This is a genomic window from Paenibacillus sp. (assembly GCF_035645235.1).
Classification (GTDB): Bacteria; Bacillota; Bacilli; order Paenibacillales; family YIM-B00363; genus Paenibacillus_AE.
On sequence record NZ_DASQMZ010000176.1, the window covers coordinates 1 to 15,457 of the forward strand.

The following is a 15,457-nucleotide window of genomic DNA, read 5'->3' on the forward strand; positions in this document are numbered from 1 at the left end:
CGAAAAACTTCTTCCTCATGCTCGAGGAAGAAGAAATTCGTTCGAGGCGGACGGCCTCCGAGATCGTCTGGGACGGGCAGCCGTTCGTCTCCCGTTACCGCTTCGCGAAATAAGACGCGCCGCCGATGACGGAGATAAGGAGCGCGGCGATCACGAAAAACATAAAGTACATCCCGGCCTCCCCGGGAAGCAGCGTCGAGAGCACCATCAGGAAACCGGCGACGACCATGAACCGGCCCTGGATACGGACGTATTTCGCGTAATATTCTTCCTTCATGCGGAACGCCCTCAGCGTGCCTTGCGGCGCCCGCGGGAGCACGTTGCCGACCGCGATGAAGACGAGGCCGACGGCGAGCGGCACGAAGAGGGAGATCCGGATGGCATAACCGAGGTTGAAGCCGACGGTGAGCAGGTGGACGGCGAGCAGCAGCACGACGACAACGACGTTCACCGTGTCGTTCACGCCCTCGAAGCGCCGACGCTTGCTTTCGTCCCGCTCGAGCTTGGCGCTCGCATTCGTAACCGCGGTGACGAACAACATGATGACCGGCATCAGGAATGCGCCGAACGCCTTGTTCATGTACCGATCCGGTTCGTCGGACGGTCCGAAATGCACCGCCATCATCTCCGGCAGCTCCGCGTAGTAATACAAGCTGATCGCCGCCGCGATCAGCGCCGCCGCCGCGGGAATTCCCCAACGCTTCAGGTTTGTAGTAGTCATTAGCGATCCTTCCTCTCTCCTGCGTCCTGCAGGTCCAAAATCCATTTCATGACGTCTTGGAATACGGTGGTGTTGAGCGAATACAAGATGTGTTGGCCCTTGCGTTCGTCCCAGACGAGACCGGCTTGCTTCAGCAAGCTCAGGTGGTTCGAGATGCTCGGCTTCGTCATATCGAAGTGATCGGCGATTTCCCCTGCGGTCAGGTCGCCCTGCTTCAATAAATCGAGAATCTTTCGCCGCGTCGGGTCGGCCAGCGCTTTGAACGCGTCGTTGAGCGACATGCGCGATGCCCCGCCTCCTTTTGTTCGTAGATATTTAGATAATTATCTAACTATTAAATAGTTAATCACTCTATCTATACATTGTCAAGAGGTATTTGTGTTGTCTAGGGTCCGTTATATAATCAATGATATTCGAGAGCGAAAGAGAGGACCTGCCTACATGGAAATGCGCGAAGAGAGAGAGCTTATCGCCGAATACGGCCGACTTCTGATTCGTAATGGATTGACGCGGGGCACCGGGGGCAACTTGAGCGTTTGCAATCGGGAGCGGAACTTGATGGCGATCAGCCCGAGCGGCATGGCGTACGAACAGATTACGGCCGAAGACGTCGTCGTGCTCGACCTGGAAGGCCGAGTCGTGGACGGGAAACGGAAGCCGTCGAGCGAGCTCGACATGCATAGCATCGTATACCGAGGGCGTACCGATCTGAACGCGGTCGTGCATACGCATGCGCCGTTCACGGCGACGATCGCGGCGTTGCAGATCGATCTGCCGGCCGCATCCTACTTGCTCTCCCTGGCGGGAGGGACCGTGCGCTGCTCGAAATACGCGACGTTCGCGACCCGGGAGCTTGCCGAGCACGCCTACGAAGGGATGATCGGCCGCAAGGCGGTGTTGCTCGCGAATCATGGCTTGCTCGTGGGCGGGATCGATCTAGCCGATGCGTTCAACGTAGCGGAAGCGGTCGAGTTCAGCGCGGAAGTGTACGTCCGGGCGGCGAGCATGGGGCGGCCTGCGATCATTCCGGACGACGAGGTGCGTCGAATGTTCGAGAAGTTCCAAGGGTACGGGCGATAGGGGAGGGCAAAGGAAAAGCCGCGCCTGCAGGCGCGGCTTTTCTATTGCCCTTCCAGCATCGGACGGAATCGTTCGTAATCGATGCCGGCGTCGTCCAGAAACTTGCGTAAAAACTTATAATCGCGGCGCGGCGTGGCGAGGATATAGCCCTCCACGCAAAGCTCGCGCGTCACCTCCGGCGCGCCGCGTTCGATCGCCAGCTGCCCGATGCGCGCGGCGATCGAATGCTTCGCAATGTCGCGAAACGCGGCCGGCACCGGCTCGACGAGCCGCGACAGGAACGCCTTGCTGTCCTCGGTCCATAGATGGCGCGACGATTCGACCCAATGGTTTTGCCAATCGAGCGTCGATTTGCCGTCCTGCTTCGGCAGCACCTTCAGAAATTTTCGAAACATGAAATATCCGCCGATGGCCATAAACCCGACCATGATAAATACCCAGAAAAAGATAAACCAAGCCATCCATTGCGGCATGATCGCGATCACCTCTAGGAAATCGTACCATTTCCCCCGCGAGGGAAGCAAGGGAGGCCGGTCCGCCGAGACGGTTTCCATGCGGCGCGAAATCAAGTACAATAGTAGAGATTGTCTACTGCTATAGCATCCGCGGAACACGACGCGCCGCACGCGCGCGAAAGGAGTTTTCATAGATGGCGAAGAAGATCGGGTCGCATGTGTCCTTTTCGGACAAGGGATTGATCAATGCCGCGAACGAGGCCGCGAGCTACGGCTCGAGCACGTTCATGATTTACACGGGGGCTCCGCAAAACACGCGGCGCAAGCCGATCGAAGAGCAATTTATCGACGAAGGACGCGAGATTATGAAGGCGAACGGCATCGACGAAATCGTCGTGCACGCGCCGTATATCATTAACCTCGGTTCGTACAAGGGCAACACGTTCGACCTCGCGGTCGATTTCCTGCAGGAGGAGATGCGGCGCACGCATTACATCGGCGTGAAGAACATCGTGCTCCACCCCGGGGCTTATACCGAAAAGGATCTCGATTACGGCATCGCCCGCATCGCCGAAGGATTGAACGAGGTGCTGAAGGGCACCTCGGAAACCGACGTCAAGATCGCGCTCGAGACGATGGCCGGGAAGGGAACCGAGATCGGCCGCACGTTCGAGGAGATCGCTCGCATTATGGAAGCGGTCGAGGACAACGGCCGCCTGACGGTTTGCCTTGACACCTGCCACGTCCACGACGCCGGCTACGACATCGTGAACGACCTCGACGGCGTGCTGCACGAGTTCGACCGCATCGTCGGGCTGGACAAGCTGGCGGTCGTTCACCTGAACGACAGCAAAAACCCGCGCGGCGCGGGCAAGGACCGTCACGCGCCGGTCGGCGCCGGCTGGATCGGCTTCGAAGCGATGAAGCGCATCGTCGATCACGAGCAGCTCGCGCATCTGCCGATGATTCTCGAGACTCCGTGGATCGGCAAGGACGACGCGACGCAGCGGCCGATGTACGAGGCGGAAATCGCGCTGCTGCGCGGCGACCACCACGAGCGGTTCGGCAGCGAGTTCGCTGCGCATCTCGAGGAGCTCGAAGCGTACTTCCGCGGGAAGGACGTGCATCATCGCGACTTCGTCGTGAACACGTGGGAGACGTTGAAGTCCGACGCGAAGGCGAAGAAGGCCGATCCGCGCGAGCCGATGGAGCGGCTGTACGATATGGTATTCGAGGACAAGCTGTTCGCGAACTTGACCGAGGAGCAAATCAACCACCGCTTGACCGCGTGGCTCGCCGGCGTAAGCGCCGCGAAGCTGGCGTAAGCCGTCGGCAACGTCCGGCCGAACAATGAGCGGGAAAGCTTAGCATAACGAAGGAGAGCCGTCGCCAAATGATACCGTTACAAACCTCCAAGAAAGTCGTCAGCCCCGACCGCGGTCGCATGTTGATCGCCTGCCCCGACGGTCCGGGCATCGTCGCCACCGTCTCGAAGTTTCTGTTCGAGCATGGGGCGAATATCGTGCAATCCGATCAATACAGCGCAGATCCCGAAGGCGGCATGTTTTTCATGCGGGTCGAGTTCGACCTCGAAGGCTTGGCCGGCCGGCTCAGCGAGCTCGAAGCCGACTTCGCGCCGATCGCGGAAAAATTCCGCATGGATTGCCGGTTTTACCTCGCTTCGGTGAAGAAGCGGGTAGCCGTCTTCGTCTCGAAGGAAGATCATTGCTTGCTCGAGCTGCTCTGGTCGTGGCAATCCGGGGATTTGTACGCCGATATCGCGGTCGTCGTCAGCAACCATCCGGAAATGAAGCGCCTCGTCGATCCGTTCGGCATTCCGTACGTGCACATTCCGGTGACGCCGGAGACGAAGCCGGAGGCGGAGCGCCGTCAGGTCGAGGCGGTCGAACGCTACGGCGCCGACATGATCGTGCTCGCGCGCTACATGCAAATCGTCTCGCCGAAGTTTATCGACGTGTACCGCAATCGCATCATTAACATTCATCACTCGTTCCTGCCGGCGTTCATCGGGGGCAATCCGTACCGGCAGGCGCACGGGCGCGGCGTCAAGATCATCGGCGCGACGGCGCATTACGTCACGGAGGAGCTCGACGGCGGGCCGATTATCGAGCAGGACGTGCAGCGCGTCACGCACCGCGACAAAGTCGACGATCTGAAGCGGATCGGGCGGATGATCGAGCGCACGGTGCTGGCCCGCGCCGTCAAGTGGCACCTCGAGGACCGCATTCTCGTGCATGAAAACAAGACGGTCGTGTTTAATTAGCTTCGCCGGCATTGCAGGGAAGGGAAGGCGCACGGTTCGCTGCGGCGAACGTGCGCCTTTTTTGCGATCGCGGGACGTTTTCTGAAGGGGTTGTAAGTTTTTTGTAAGATGCATTGGCTATAGTCTCCTTGAATCTTACGAAACAAGGAGATGAGTGGTATGAAGAAAAAGGTCATCGCATGGATGCTCGGGATCGGCTTGGCGCTCGGGTCGGCATCGGGCGCATCGGCGCACGCCGGGCACGCGGCGAAGGAGTTGACGGTGCTGGTGAACGGCGTGGAGGTCGTCTCGACGGCGAACCATGCGGCCGGCGGCAAGGTGTATGCTTCCATCTCGGCGTTCGCGGAGCTGTTCGGGCTCGAGGCGACGGTGAACGGGAAGACGGCCGTCTTAAACGGGGTGACGGTCGAAGGCGTGAAGATGAGGGGCGGCGTCGCGACTGCTTGGATCCGGGAACTCGCGAAGGCGGTCGGCGCGCAACAAGTGTCTTGGGATCCGGAGCACCTCGAGGCATACATTCTTGCGCTGCCCGCGGGGACGATCCAGCTCGATCCGGTCGTCGTGCCGGCGATGGGCGAACATTGGGCGAACCCGGCGGCCGGCGACATGCCGAACGGTCCGATCTATGGCGTCTACAAAGGCAAACTCGTATTTTTAGAATACATGATCGCGCAGACGGATTTCGTCGACGGAAAAAACCATGTCAACCTTCCCGGCATGAAGGGCGTGCCATCGCCGGCCGTCGTGCAGACGGACATCGAGTTCCAGCCGGCCGGACACCCGGGCTTTGAAATTCCGCATTACGACATTCATATGTATTTTATCTCCGAAGAGGAGCAGCAGGCGATCCAGTAACCATGGACCTTTCCCGTTGCGCATCGCCTCGACCCGATATTTCCGGGCCGGGGCTTGTTTTTTTGGGGAGGGGGGCGGCACAATCCGGTTTTTTTTCGTTCGGAAGGAATCGGCGGCGGTTAGGGCGAAAGTAGTGCTACCAATGACTGCTTCAAGGGGGAGCTCGCCGTTGCTGAAGCCGCTGATCGTCTTCCTCTACACGACGGCCGTCGTCGCCGTTCTGTTCATGAACGGGTATAACGTCGGGATCGACGGGTCCTCGATCCGGCATATTTTCCGATTCGACTTCTACTTCGTCGCCGGAGGCTGTTTCGCGTTCGCGTTCCTGCTTCACGCATTCACCGTACATCGCCTGCGGCCGGTGGAGGCTTTCCTGGACGACGCGTCCAGCAAGACGATGACCGAGAAGGAGGCATTCCTGCGGCTCACGCGCTTCCCGAACGAAGCGTTCGTCGCCGTGCTTGCCTTCGGCACGTTTTTCTCCGCGCTCTATCATACATTAGAAGTGTATTGGTTTCGGTTTCGGCCTTTCGACGAACTGGTCATCCGCCATCTCGTCGTCGAGCAAGCGTTCGGTTGGACGCTGGCCTTCGTCTTTATGGCGGCGGCCCAGCGGCTGCTCCGTCCCCACTTGCATCGCCTCCGAGCGCTTCACGCGCCGCCTTCGCGGACGAGCTCGTTCGTGCCGCTATGGTTGGCCGTGTTCGTCGCGGGGATGGCGTTTACGGCGATTCCGCCGATCTGGTACATACGCAACATCTTGCTGGAAGAAGCCGCGCCGAGCGCGGCAGCCGTCGCGATCGTCAGCTTGACGGCGATGACGGTCGCGGCCGGCGTGGCGATGGCTTTCTTCTTCGCGTTCCGCAAGGAGCTGCGGGGACTGTCGGCCGCGATCCGTTCGCTGATCCGCCAAGACGTACGCGGTCAGACGCGCATGCTGCCGATCGCGACGCGCGACGAAGTCGGGGAGCTGGCCGCGGTCATCAACGCGCTGCGGACGAAGGCGGCCAAGGAAGACGAGGAGCTGCGGAACGACTTGGCGTTGGCGGAATCGGTGCAGCGGATGTTGTTTCCGCCGAAGCGGCAGACGTTCGACGGCATGAGCGTACTCTGCGAGCACCGCGCCGCGAAGGCGGTCGGGAGCGACTTTCACGACTGCATTCGCCTGGCGGACGGCCGCGCGGCGCTGGCGATCGGGGAGGTATCCGGAGAGGGCGTATCCGCCGCGCTCATGATGACGGCGACGGCGATGCTGCTTCGGACGGAGCTGAGAGGCGGCGGCGGAGCCGGGGAAGTGTTGTCCCGCTTGAACGCCTCCGTGTGGGAGACGGGCGGGGGAGAGGCGTTCGTGACGCTGGGGCTCGCGATCGTCGATTCGGCGTTCGGCCTCGTCGAATACGCGGGCGCCGGCCAGACGTCGCCGGTGCTCCTGCGCGGCGGCGCGCCTCGAATGAACGAGATCCGGGCGCTGCCGTTGGGCGCCGAACCGAATGCGGCGTATCGTTCGGAACGCTGGGAGATCGAGGCGGGCGACCGGCTGATTTTTTTTACGAGCGGCTTCGCGGAGCATTACCGGTCCGAGGCGGACGAGAACGGATATCGCGCGATCGAGCGCGCGTTGGCGGCGGCGCCTGCGGGGCTGAGCGCGGAGGCGCTCGCCGATTGGCTCGCCTCTAGGGCCCAAGCGGCGCCGGCGCGCAAAACGGATCGAACGTTGCTGATCGCGGATTGGAAGGAGCGTTCGGCGGGGGAGGCGATGTTCCATGGATAACGCGAGGCGGACGCTGCTCTTGCAACTGTTCGCCGTCTCGGCGGCGGCCGTCGCGGTCGGGACCGTCCTGCTGACGATGTCCAACGTATTTTTAAACCATATCTCGCTGCGGGTTTTGCTCCGCTTCAACATTCCCGCGATCATGGCCGGGAATTTCATCATCGTCGCGGCGCTGCTCGCTTTGGCTCGACGCTGGGTCGACGCCGGCTCGGAACCGAAGGAGCGGCTGTTCCGATACATGACGCTGCCGGGCCGGTTGTTCGCGTGGTTGTTGGCGTTGTCCGCCGCGCTTTCGGCGTTATATCATCTTGCCGAGCTGGCGCGCGGCGGCTTTTCGTTCTCGTCGCTGACGCCGGCGTACGTTACGAGTTTAACGTATAGCTTGATCAACGAGATGACGACCGCGCTCGTGATCGGCACGTTGATTTATGCCTTGTGCCGCCGCGCCGTCCGGCCCCATCTGATTCGGCTCGGGGGCGAGTCGCGCCTGCCCGGGCGGCGATCGAGCGTCGTCGTCCCGTTGGGCGTCGCGTCGTTGAGCTGTTTCTTTATTATGGCGTCGGCCGGGGTGGATTTTATTTACGAGCAAGGCCGCTCGAACCCTAACTTGTGGGATTTGGCAGTCGTTCTCGCCGTGCGGTTCGTCTTCTGCCTCACGATATTTTCCCTTCTTCTCTATGAGCTGCGGGATGCCGTGAGGACGGCGCTCTCGCAGCTTCGGGGCTTGCTCGACGGCGGCGCGGCAGACAGGCGTCCGATCCCGGTCGTTTCGGCGGACGAGCTCGGGGACCTCGCGGAATCGTTCAACGCCTTGCAGCGTCGTATGCAACAGGCGTCGGAGGAGATGCGAAGGGAGCTGCGGCTTGCCTATCAGGTGCAGAAGCGGCTGCTTCCCGACACGAGACGCCGGCTGAGCGGTTTCGAGATTGCGGCCGTCTCGTCGCCGTGCCGGGAGGTCGGCGGGGATGTGTTCGATATTGCGGAACGCGGGGAAGGCGGCTTCGCCGTGATGATCGGAGACGTCTCGGGCAAGGGGATGCCGGCCTCCATGCTGGTGACCGCGGCGCTCGCGCTGTTCCGGAAAGCGATTCGGGAAGGCGCGACGCCCGCGCAGACGCTAGGGAAGCTGAATGCGGCGTTCGCGGAGACGCTGAAGGGCCGGATGTATGTGACGATGGGCGTCGGGTTTTGGGACCCCGCCAGCGGCGTATGGACGTACGCGTCGGCGGGGCATGTGGCGCCGTACGTCCTTCGCGGCGGGCGAACGGAGGAGCTGGAGGTCCGGGGGGCGCTTCCGCTCGGCATCGACCCGGAAGCGGCGTATCGGGAGACGACGACGCTCCTCCGCCCGGGCGACGGTGTGCTGCTCTATACGGACGGCATCGTCGAGGCGGAGCGCGGGGAAGGCGGCATGCTCGGCTTCGACGGCTTGGAGCGGCTGCTCGCGGAGCTGCCGGGCGACCAGGACGCGAGCGAAGCGGTGCGGCGGATAACGGAAGGGCTGCCGCCCCGGAGCGGCGCGGCATCCGACGACGACAGAACGCTAGTAATGCTCCGGTACGTTCCCGACGCGGCGCGTTCGAGAACGCTGACCGCGACGGGGAAGGGGGGAGCGGTATCGTGAAGGAGGCAAGCGGCGACGTCTTGTTTGCCTTGGAATGCCGAGTCATCGAGCTTGCGGGGGAATGGCCGCCGGACGGGCCGGCGCGCGTGCCGACCGACTGGTGGACGCGCTCGCCGGTGGTCGCCGCCGCCTATGGGCGCAAGCGGATGGACGAGGGCGGTTACGCCGAGGCAAGGGCGGCGTTGTCGACGGCGGTTCGCGGGTTCGGACGGCTGGGAGAGACGGGACCGATGCGCGCGGCGATCGCTTGGCTCGCTTGCCTCGACCTGCGGCTTGGCGAGACGGGCGAGGCGGCGGTCGGGCTCCGTTTTCTATCCGAAGAAATTTGGGACGGGGAAGAGGCGGCCGGCGGACGCGCCGATTCGGCATTCGCGCTCGGCTTCGGCGGATACGCGATCGGATGGAATACGCGCCAACGTCTGCTGCATCTTGAGGAAGCCGTGTACGCATTCGTCGACGAGGACCGTCCGGAGCGGGCGTCAAGCGCGGTCTTCGCGTGGAAGCGTCTCGCCGGCGCGGCTGCGCCGGAAGCGGCGGGGTTCGACGCTCGCGCCGCGGCGATGCAGCGCCGCCTGGCGCAGAAAGCGCTGTGGAACGAAGCCTACGGCTGGCATGCCGAGGCGTTCGGACGCGGGCGGATTCGGCCGGAGGCGCCGCTCGGCGCTTATGAGCGGCTGACGGCGCGCGCCGCCGCGTTGCGGGCGAAGCTGCTGGAGGGCGGAGAGCCCGGCGACGTTCGGGAGGCGGAGGCGCTTGCGGAGGAGCTGGCGAGCCGATTCCCCGGCGCGGTCGAGCATCGGATGGAAAGACTTCTGCTGACGGCCGCCGCGCGGGCGCGCCGAGGGGATCGCGGCGGCGCGGAGGCGGAGCTCCTCGAAGCGGAAGCGTTGTTCGAACTCGGCTTGCCGCCGGAATACCGCCCGGCGATCGAGCTCGCGGCAGTCGCCGTCCGGGCAGGCGGGGGGGCGTCGGATGCGCCGGCTTCCGAACCTGTCGAAGAGACGGGGCCTGCGCCTGTCCGGATCCGCTGTTTCGGCGGCCTTCGAATCGAACGACAAGGCGCGCTTGTCCCCGAGCCGAAGTGGAAACGCAAGAAGGCGGAAGAGTTGTTTATTTTCCTGCTCCTTCGGCCCGGACATGCGGCGCCGAAAGAGCAGGTGCTCGACGCGTTGTTTCCGGACGCGGAACCGTCGAAGGCGTCGAATCAGCTGTACGTGGCGATCTATGAAGTCAATAGGGCGCTTAAGGAAAGCTGCGGCTGGGAGGACGGCGCCGCGCTGCGGGACGGCGTCGTCGCGCTGCCGGAGCACCGCGTGGAGGAGGTCGACGTCGAGAAGTACACGACGCTCGTGCGCGTCGCGGATCAGCTGCATCCGACGCAAGCCGACGTATCGGAAGAGCTGTACGAATCCGCCGCGGAGCTATACGGGTCGCTCCTCCCGAAGCTGCCGTACGTCGAATGGCTGGCGCGGCTGCGCGACGAACTGGAATGGAAGCAGGAGCGCATTTTGGAGCGGCTGGCCGCGGGAGCTCGGGAACGGAACGAGACGGAGCGGGAGGAGCGCTTCCTTCGAATGCGGGCGGAGCTGGCGCCGCTGCAGGAGCCGGCCGTGCAGGAGCTGCTGCGGCTTTACGCGCGAACCGGGCGGACGGCGGAGGCGAAGCGGCTGTTCGAGGCGTTCGAGCGGCGGCTGCTTGCGGAGGACGGCGAACGCCCTTCCCCGGAGACGAAGCGCCTCGCGGACGGACTGTAAGAATGTTGTAAGCGCAGCGTTGTAAGATCAAGGGAACGGTCGTCGAAAGGAGGGATGGGCATGGAGCGGGATTCCGGGGGAGGCGTTCGCATGCATTGGGTGTATCCAAGCCGGTGGGGCGAAGAGAAACGCGTGTTGGCGGATGTTCGGACGATGGCTCGGAATGCCGGCTTCCCTCCCGAACGAGCCGAGGACGTGGTCAGCGCATTGGCGGAGGCATGCTTGAACGCGGCGGAGCATGGCAACGGCGCGGATCCGAAACGGTGCGTGCGCGTAGAGTGCGAGCATACGGGAGCCTTCCTGCGCTGCCGGGTATACGATGAAGGCCCGGGCCTCGAGGAGGGGCGGCCGGAAAGACGGGGGCCGATGACGGAAGAGGGCAGCGCCCGCGGCTGGGGCGTGTTGCTCATGGAGGAGCTGGCGGATCAGCTCCGCTTCTACCGCGGAGAACATGGGTTTTGTACGGAGTTGACGTTTCGCTTGATCGAGGGAGGGAGCGGCGATGCATAACGAGTGCAAGGCGACGATTCGGGAGGAAGGGATTTATACGCTGCTAGTCATCGAAGGCGACTTGACGAAGCAAGCCGAAGACGTCCTGCTGGGGCTTCGCCCATGGCAGGATGGCCTGGAGGGCGGCAAATCGGCGCTGGTGCTGGATTTCACCGGGGTGCCGTACATTAACAGCGCCGGCATCGCCGCGCTCATTCGCCTCGTAAGGCTCGGCCGGAAGGCCGGGTACCGCTCGTACGCCTTCGGGGTGAGCGGGCATTATCAGAAGCTGTTCCGCATGGTCGGGTTGACGGAATATATGGCGATCTACCAGAGCGAGCATGCCGTGGCCGAGCGGCTGGAGCAAGAATCGAACCCGTAAACGATCCCGCGCCCTCGCCGGCTCTCCGGCGGGGGCGTGTCGGTAAACCGGGCATATCGGAATATTTCACGAATATCGGATTATCGAAGGGGCGGGAGACGGGAATTTTCAGGGCACCGCGATATTTGGAGTTTACGCCCGGCCCGCCGCATCCTTACAATGGAAGCAAGCCATGCGAAGGGATGGGGGAGAACATGAGGGAAAGCCAACCGTTCGTGAAATACAACCACGAGTACGAGCGAAAGCTCCGCGTCTGCTTTATCGGGGCCGGGGGCCATTCGTTCCGCAACGTATACCCGACGTTCCAGTATGCGCCGGTGGAGCTTGTCGCGATCTGCGACAAGGACGGGGAGCGCGCGGCGGCGTACGCCCGGCAGTTCGGCGCGGCGCGGACGTATACGAACCACATCGACATGCTGGAAAAGGAGCAGCCGGACGCGGCGTTTATTGTAACCGCTTACCACCCGGACGGCACCGTGCAGGCGACGGGGCTCGCCCTCGATGCGCTCGCTCGCGGCATACACGTATGGATGGAGAAGCCGACGGCGGCGAGCGTCGCCGAGGTGAAGGAGCTGCAAGCGGCGAGCGCGTCGTCGGGCAAGTACGTCATGACAGGGCTGAAGAAGGTGTTTTTCCCGGCGATCGAGAAGGCGAAGGAGCTGTCGGGCGCGCCGGAATTCGGACGGCCGTCGTCCATTTACGTGCGGTATCCGCAGCCGATGCCCCCGTTCGAGGAGCGGCAGGATTTGCGCAACGTGACGTCGCTGCTAGATCACATTTACCATCCGGCGGCGGTGCTTCATTACCTCATGGGACCGATCGAGTCGATCTACTTCGACCGAGAGCCGCATAACGGCGGCAGCGTGACGTCGATTCGGTTCGCCTCCGGGGCGGTCGGGACGCTGCATATGACCGCCGGCATCTCCGGCAGCAGCCCGCTGGAGCGGCTCGAGCTCGTCGGCGAAGGGGCGAACGTCGTCGTCGACAACGGGGTGAAGGTGACGTATCACCGCCCCGCGAGCCGCCCCGCATACGGGCGCTCCGCGTCGTATCTCGTGCCGGACGAGGAGGCGCCGCTGACGTGGGAGCCGGAATTTTCGCTCGGGCAGTTGTATAACAAAAATTTATTCTACCTCGGGTATGTGCCGGAAGTGCTGTATTTTTGCGAATGCGTCATGAACGGGACGCCGCCGGTCAAGGGCGGGCTCGACGCGTCGCTCGAAATCGCCAAGCTGTTCGAAGCGTACTGCGCGCATCCGGACGGCTCGCGCGTCATCGTCAATCCGGCGGGAGGCTGAGCGGGGAGGAGCGATGTATCGTTTACCGGAACGGCCGCACGCGCGCGCTGCCGGACGTCGGCACGTTCGACTCGCGTTTCCCGTACGCCTTCGGCGGACTCGAGTCGAACGAGGGCAAGCCGCGGGAGGGGCTGCGGAGAGGGTAGCATTTTCCGGAGAAGGGGACGTTGTATTCGATGATCCGGCTTCCTTACCGTTAGAGGGCGGGGCCCGCGGATGGAATTTCCTTCGTTGGTGAAACTACGGATACATCTTAGGAATCGCGGGGTGGATCCAACATGGACAACTTCCGGAAAAAGCAAAGAAACCGGCGGTACAAGGCATTCGTCAGCATGCTGGGCACGACGCAGCTTCATCTTCGCAGTCCGTACGTGATCGCCGCATGGTCGATGGCGTTTCCGGGCTTCGGGCATTTGCTGCTGAATAAATATTTACGCGGGTATGCGCTCATCGTCTGGGAATTTTACATCAATCAGAAAATTCATCTAAACCTCGCCATGGTGTACAGCTTTAACGGCGATTTTCAAGCGGCGAAGGCGGCGTTAGACCCCAAATTCATGAGCATGTACATTCCGGTGTATTTATTTGCGGTCTGGGACAGCTACCGAACGACCGTCGATATGAACAAGGAGTACGTGCTCGCGCATCGGGAAGGCGGTTCGTACAGCACCTTCAACATCGGCGCCTTCGAGATCAATTATTTGGACCAGCGGAAGCCGTGGCTCGCGGCGCTCTGGTCGGCGGGCATCCCGAGCGTAGGTCAATTGTATCTGCATCGGATCCTCTTCTCCGCATTCGTGTTGGTCAATACGCTGGTCATCGTGAGCGGATCCAATATTTTATTATCGCTCCATTATTTGATTATCGGCGATCTCCGTGCGTCCAATGCCGTGCTCGACCCGCAATGGACGTTATATTTTCCGTCGTTTTATTTCTTTACGATTTACGACGCGTATACGAATGCCGTTGAAAGCAATAAATTGTTCGCCGACGAGATGAAACAATATTTGCTGCGGAAATACCAGCCGCCGGGCAAAATCGTCAGGCCGGGACAGGCGGGGTGAGGACATTGCAAATTTTCGCGACGTTCGAATATAGTTCTTTCGTGGAGTTGGCCGTCTCGGAGCTGGAGACGAAGGGCGTCAAGGACATCTATGCGGTGCCGTTGGAGGCGAATCTCGACGAACCGAGGCTGATGGATACGCTGCACCGGGCGGACGGCGTCTCGTTCGTGGACAAGGCGTTCATCTTCGCGTTCCTCTTCTCGACGATCGGCGCGAGCAAGGGATTCGTCTGGACGTGGGGACCTGTCATCTGGGGACTGCTCGGCGCCGGCTTCGGCCTTCTCTTCGGCTTCTTGCTGAGCGGCTTGCTCTACCTGCTGCGCCGGCGGAAGAAGCGGGCGCGCTCCCGGCGAGAACCGAGCGGCGACGTCATCCTGATCGTCACGTGCGAGGAGGCGCAGGCGGAGCTGGTGCAGGGAATTCTACGGAGTCATTTCGCGATCGGCATGGCGGTGACCCGGTAAAGGAAAAGCAGGAAATTCGGCGTGCCGTACCGAATTTCCTATAGGATACTACGATTGGCGATAGCCGCTAGGAGGAAGGTTGTTCATGGCAGAGGAGACGAAAGTCACGATCAAGGTGAACGACAACGGATCGCTTCGCGTCACCGGTCCGGTGGAGCTGGTGGATGCGGAAGGGAATGTCTTCGAGCACAAGGAGTCGTTCTCGCTGTGCCGGTGCGGCGCGTCGGGGAATAAGCCGTTTTGCGACGGCACCCACAAGTCGGTCGGCTTCGAGAGCGCGCCGAGGGCGAAGAAGGAATAGGTTCGGATATGCGGCAACCCGGTCTCGCGAAGAGGCCGGGTTGTTTCGCATATAGGTTTATCCCTCCACGATGAAGCCGCCGAGCTCGGCGTCGAACCAGAGCGGCCGCCAGCCGCAGGTACGCCGGCGCCAAGTCCGAAGGCCGCCGGCCTCGACGCTTTCGTCGCGGAGTATAAGAAGCAGTTCGACGCTTGGAGAGCAAGCCGATAACGCAAGCTTTTACCCGGTACTTGCAAACCGGCCCCGATCGCGAGGATACGCGAGCGGGGCCGGTTTTTTTGAGCGGGGCGGGGTTACGTCTTGCGGAACGCCTCGGTCAGCAGCGGCACGACGTCGAATAGGTCGCCGACGATGCCATAATCCGCCACCTTGAAAATCGGCGCCTCCGGGTCTTTGTTAATGGCGACGATGACGCGAGAGCCGCTCATGCCGGCGAGGTGCTGGATCGCGCCGGAGATGCCGCAGGCGATGTACAGCTCGGGCGTGACGACCTTGCCCGTCTGTCCGATCTGCAGCGCGTAGTCGCAGTAGCCGGCGTCGCAGGCGCCGCGGGAGGCGCCGACCGCGCCGCCGAGCGCGTCCGCGAGCGCCTGCAGCGGCGCGAACCCTTCGGCGCTCTTGACTCCGCGGCCGCCGGAGACGACGACCTTCGCTTCGCTCAGGTCGATCTTGCTGGACGTCTTGCGGACGACGTCCTTCACGACCGCCCGCAGCGACGCCGCCGCGGGCTCGATCGCGACGACGGCGGCCGGCCCCGCGCCGTCGACGACGTCCGCCGCCCGCACGTTGTTCGGGCGGATCGTCGCGACGAACGGCTCCGCCGCCGTTCGCCGCTCCAGCGCCTTGCCCGCGTACAACGGGCGCGTAAACACCGGCGGCGCGCCCGCATCCGCGCCGGGCTCCACCGCGGTCGCG

General features: G+C 62.7%; 17 protein-coding genes. 13 read left to right on the forward strand and 4 right to left on the reverse strand.

The features are described from left to right. Window positions 1-94: 94 nt before the first annotated feature. Together VEZ38_RS16860 and VEZ38_RS16865 are read right to left on the reverse strand one after the other, a co-directional pair. Complete coding sequence (locus VEZ38_RS16860; protein WP_324895497.1) at window positions 95-721, reverse strand: DUF1648 domain-containing protein; 627 nt, start codon at window positions 719-721, stop codon at window positions 95-97. After that, on the reverse strand, window positions 721-1,002 hold the full coding sequence (locus VEZ38_RS16865) for an autorepressor SdpR family transcription factor (RefSeq protein WP_324895499.1): 282 nt from the start codon (window positions 1,000-1,002) through the stop codon (window positions 721-723). Before VEZ38_RS16865 ends, VEZ38_RS16860 begins: the two co-directional genes overlap by 1 nt. A 160-nt stretch (window positions 1,003-1,162) precedes the next feature. Between VEZ38_RS16865 and VEZ38_RS16870 the strand changes: the two genes are divergently transcribed. After that, window positions 1,163-1,801: an L-fuculose-phosphate aldolase gene (locus VEZ38_RS16870; RefSeq protein ID WP_324895501.1), complete on the forward strand. Its 639-nt coding sequence runs from the start codon at window positions 1,163-1,165 to the stop codon at window positions 1,799-1,801. A gap of 41 nt (window positions 1,802-1,842) precedes the next feature. Here the strand turns inward: VEZ38_RS16870 and VEZ38_RS16875 are convergent, their stop codons facing one another. Further along, window positions 1,843-2,274 (reverse strand): DUF2621 family protein, encoded by a 432-nt coding sequence (locus tag VEZ38_RS16875; protein WP_324895503.1) that lies wholly within the window; start codon window positions 2,272-2,274, stop codon window positions 1,843-1,845. Window positions 2,275-2,450: 176 nt separating this feature from the next. Between VEZ38_RS16875 and VEZ38_RS16880 the strand changes: the two genes are divergently transcribed. The 12 genes from VEZ38_RS16880 (at window position 2,451) to VEZ38_RS16935 (ending at window position 14,542) form a co-directional block, all read left to right on the forward strand. Next, window positions 2,451-3,581 (forward strand): deoxyribonuclease IV, encoded by a 1,131-nt coding sequence (locus VEZ38_RS16880; protein WP_324895505.1) that lies wholly within the window; start codon window positions 2,451-2,453, stop codon window positions 3,579-3,581. Between the two features lie 68 nt (window positions 3,582-3,649). Next, window positions 3,650-4,540: a formyltetrahydrofolate deformylase gene (purU, locus tag VEZ38_RS16885; protein WP_324895508.1), complete on the forward strand. Its 891-nt coding sequence runs from the start codon at window positions 3,650-3,652 to the stop codon at window positions 4,538-4,540. Between the two features lie 159 nt (window positions 4,541-4,699). Beyond that, complete coding sequence (locus VEZ38_RS16890) at window positions 4,700-5,395, forward strand: hypothetical protein (RefSeq protein WP_324895509.1); 696 nt, start codon at window positions 4,700-4,702, stop codon at window positions 5,393-5,395. Window positions 5,396-5,564: 169 nt separating this feature from the next. Further along, the gene (locus tag VEZ38_RS16895; RefSeq protein WP_324895511.1) at window positions 5,565-7,166 is read left to right on the forward strand and encodes a PP2C family protein-serine/threonine phosphatase; all 1,602 of its coding nucleotides are present in this window, start codon (window positions 5,565-5,567) and stop codon (window positions 7,164-7,166) included. Then, window positions 7,159-8,790, forward strand: a complete 1,632-nt coding sequence (locus tag VEZ38_RS16900) for a PP2C family protein-serine/threonine phosphatase (RefSeq protein WP_324895513.1) — start codon at window positions 7,159-7,161, stop codon at window positions 8,788-8,790. The genes VEZ38_RS16895 and VEZ38_RS16900 overlap by 8 nt, the downstream gene beginning before the upstream one ends. Beyond that, entirely contained in the window at window positions 8,787-10,544 is a 1,758-nt protein-coding gene (locus VEZ38_RS16905) for a BTAD domain-containing putative transcriptional regulator (protein WP_324895515.1), read from the forward strand. The genes VEZ38_RS16900 and VEZ38_RS16905 overlap by 4 nt, the downstream gene beginning before the upstream one ends. Window positions 10,545-10,604: 60 nt before the next feature. Continuing rightward, window positions 10,605-11,054: an ATP-binding protein gene (locus tag VEZ38_RS16910; RefSeq protein ID WP_324895517.1), complete on the forward strand. Its 450-nt coding sequence runs from the start codon at window positions 10,605-10,607 to the stop codon at window positions 11,052-11,054. Next, window positions 11,047-11,415, forward strand: a complete 369-nt coding sequence (locus VEZ38_RS16915; protein WP_324895519.1) for an STAS domain-containing protein — start codon at window positions 11,047-11,049, stop codon at window positions 11,413-11,415. The genes VEZ38_RS16910 and VEZ38_RS16915 overlap by 8 nt, the downstream gene beginning before the upstream one ends. 194 nt (window positions 11,416-11,609) lie before the next feature. After that, window positions 11,610-12,713, forward strand: a complete 1,104-nt coding sequence (locus VEZ38_RS16920; protein ID WP_324895521.1) for a Gfo/Idh/MocA family oxidoreductase — start codon at window positions 11,610-11,612, stop codon at window positions 12,711-12,713. Window positions 12,714-12,991: 278 nt separating this feature from the next. After that, entirely contained in the window at window positions 12,992-13,777 is a 786-nt protein-coding gene (locus tag VEZ38_RS16925) for a hypothetical protein (RefSeq protein ID WP_324895523.1), read from the forward strand. A gap of 5 nt (window positions 13,778-13,782) precedes the next feature. After that, window positions 13,783-14,241 carry a hypothetical protein gene (locus tag VEZ38_RS16930; RefSeq protein WP_324895525.1) on the forward strand — a complete coding sequence of 153 codons (459 nt, stop codon included), beginning with the start codon at window positions 13,783-13,785 and terminating at the stop codon, window positions 14,239-14,241. Between the two features lie 85 nt (window positions 14,242-14,326). After that, window positions 14,327-14,542 carry a CDGSH iron-sulfur domain-containing protein gene (locus VEZ38_RS16935; protein WP_324895528.1) on the forward strand — a complete coding sequence of 72 codons (216 nt, stop codon included), beginning with the start codon at window positions 14,327-14,329 and terminating at the stop codon, window positions 14,540-14,542. 293 nt (window positions 14,543-14,835) lie between these two features. On the opposite strand, the gene VEZ38_RS16940 is transcribed toward VEZ38_RS16935, so the two are convergent. Beyond that, the coding region (locus tag VEZ38_RS16940; RefSeq protein ID WP_324895530.1) for an electron transfer flavoprotein subunit alpha/FixB family protein at window positions 14,836-15,457 on the reverse strand (622 nt) is incomplete at its 5' end.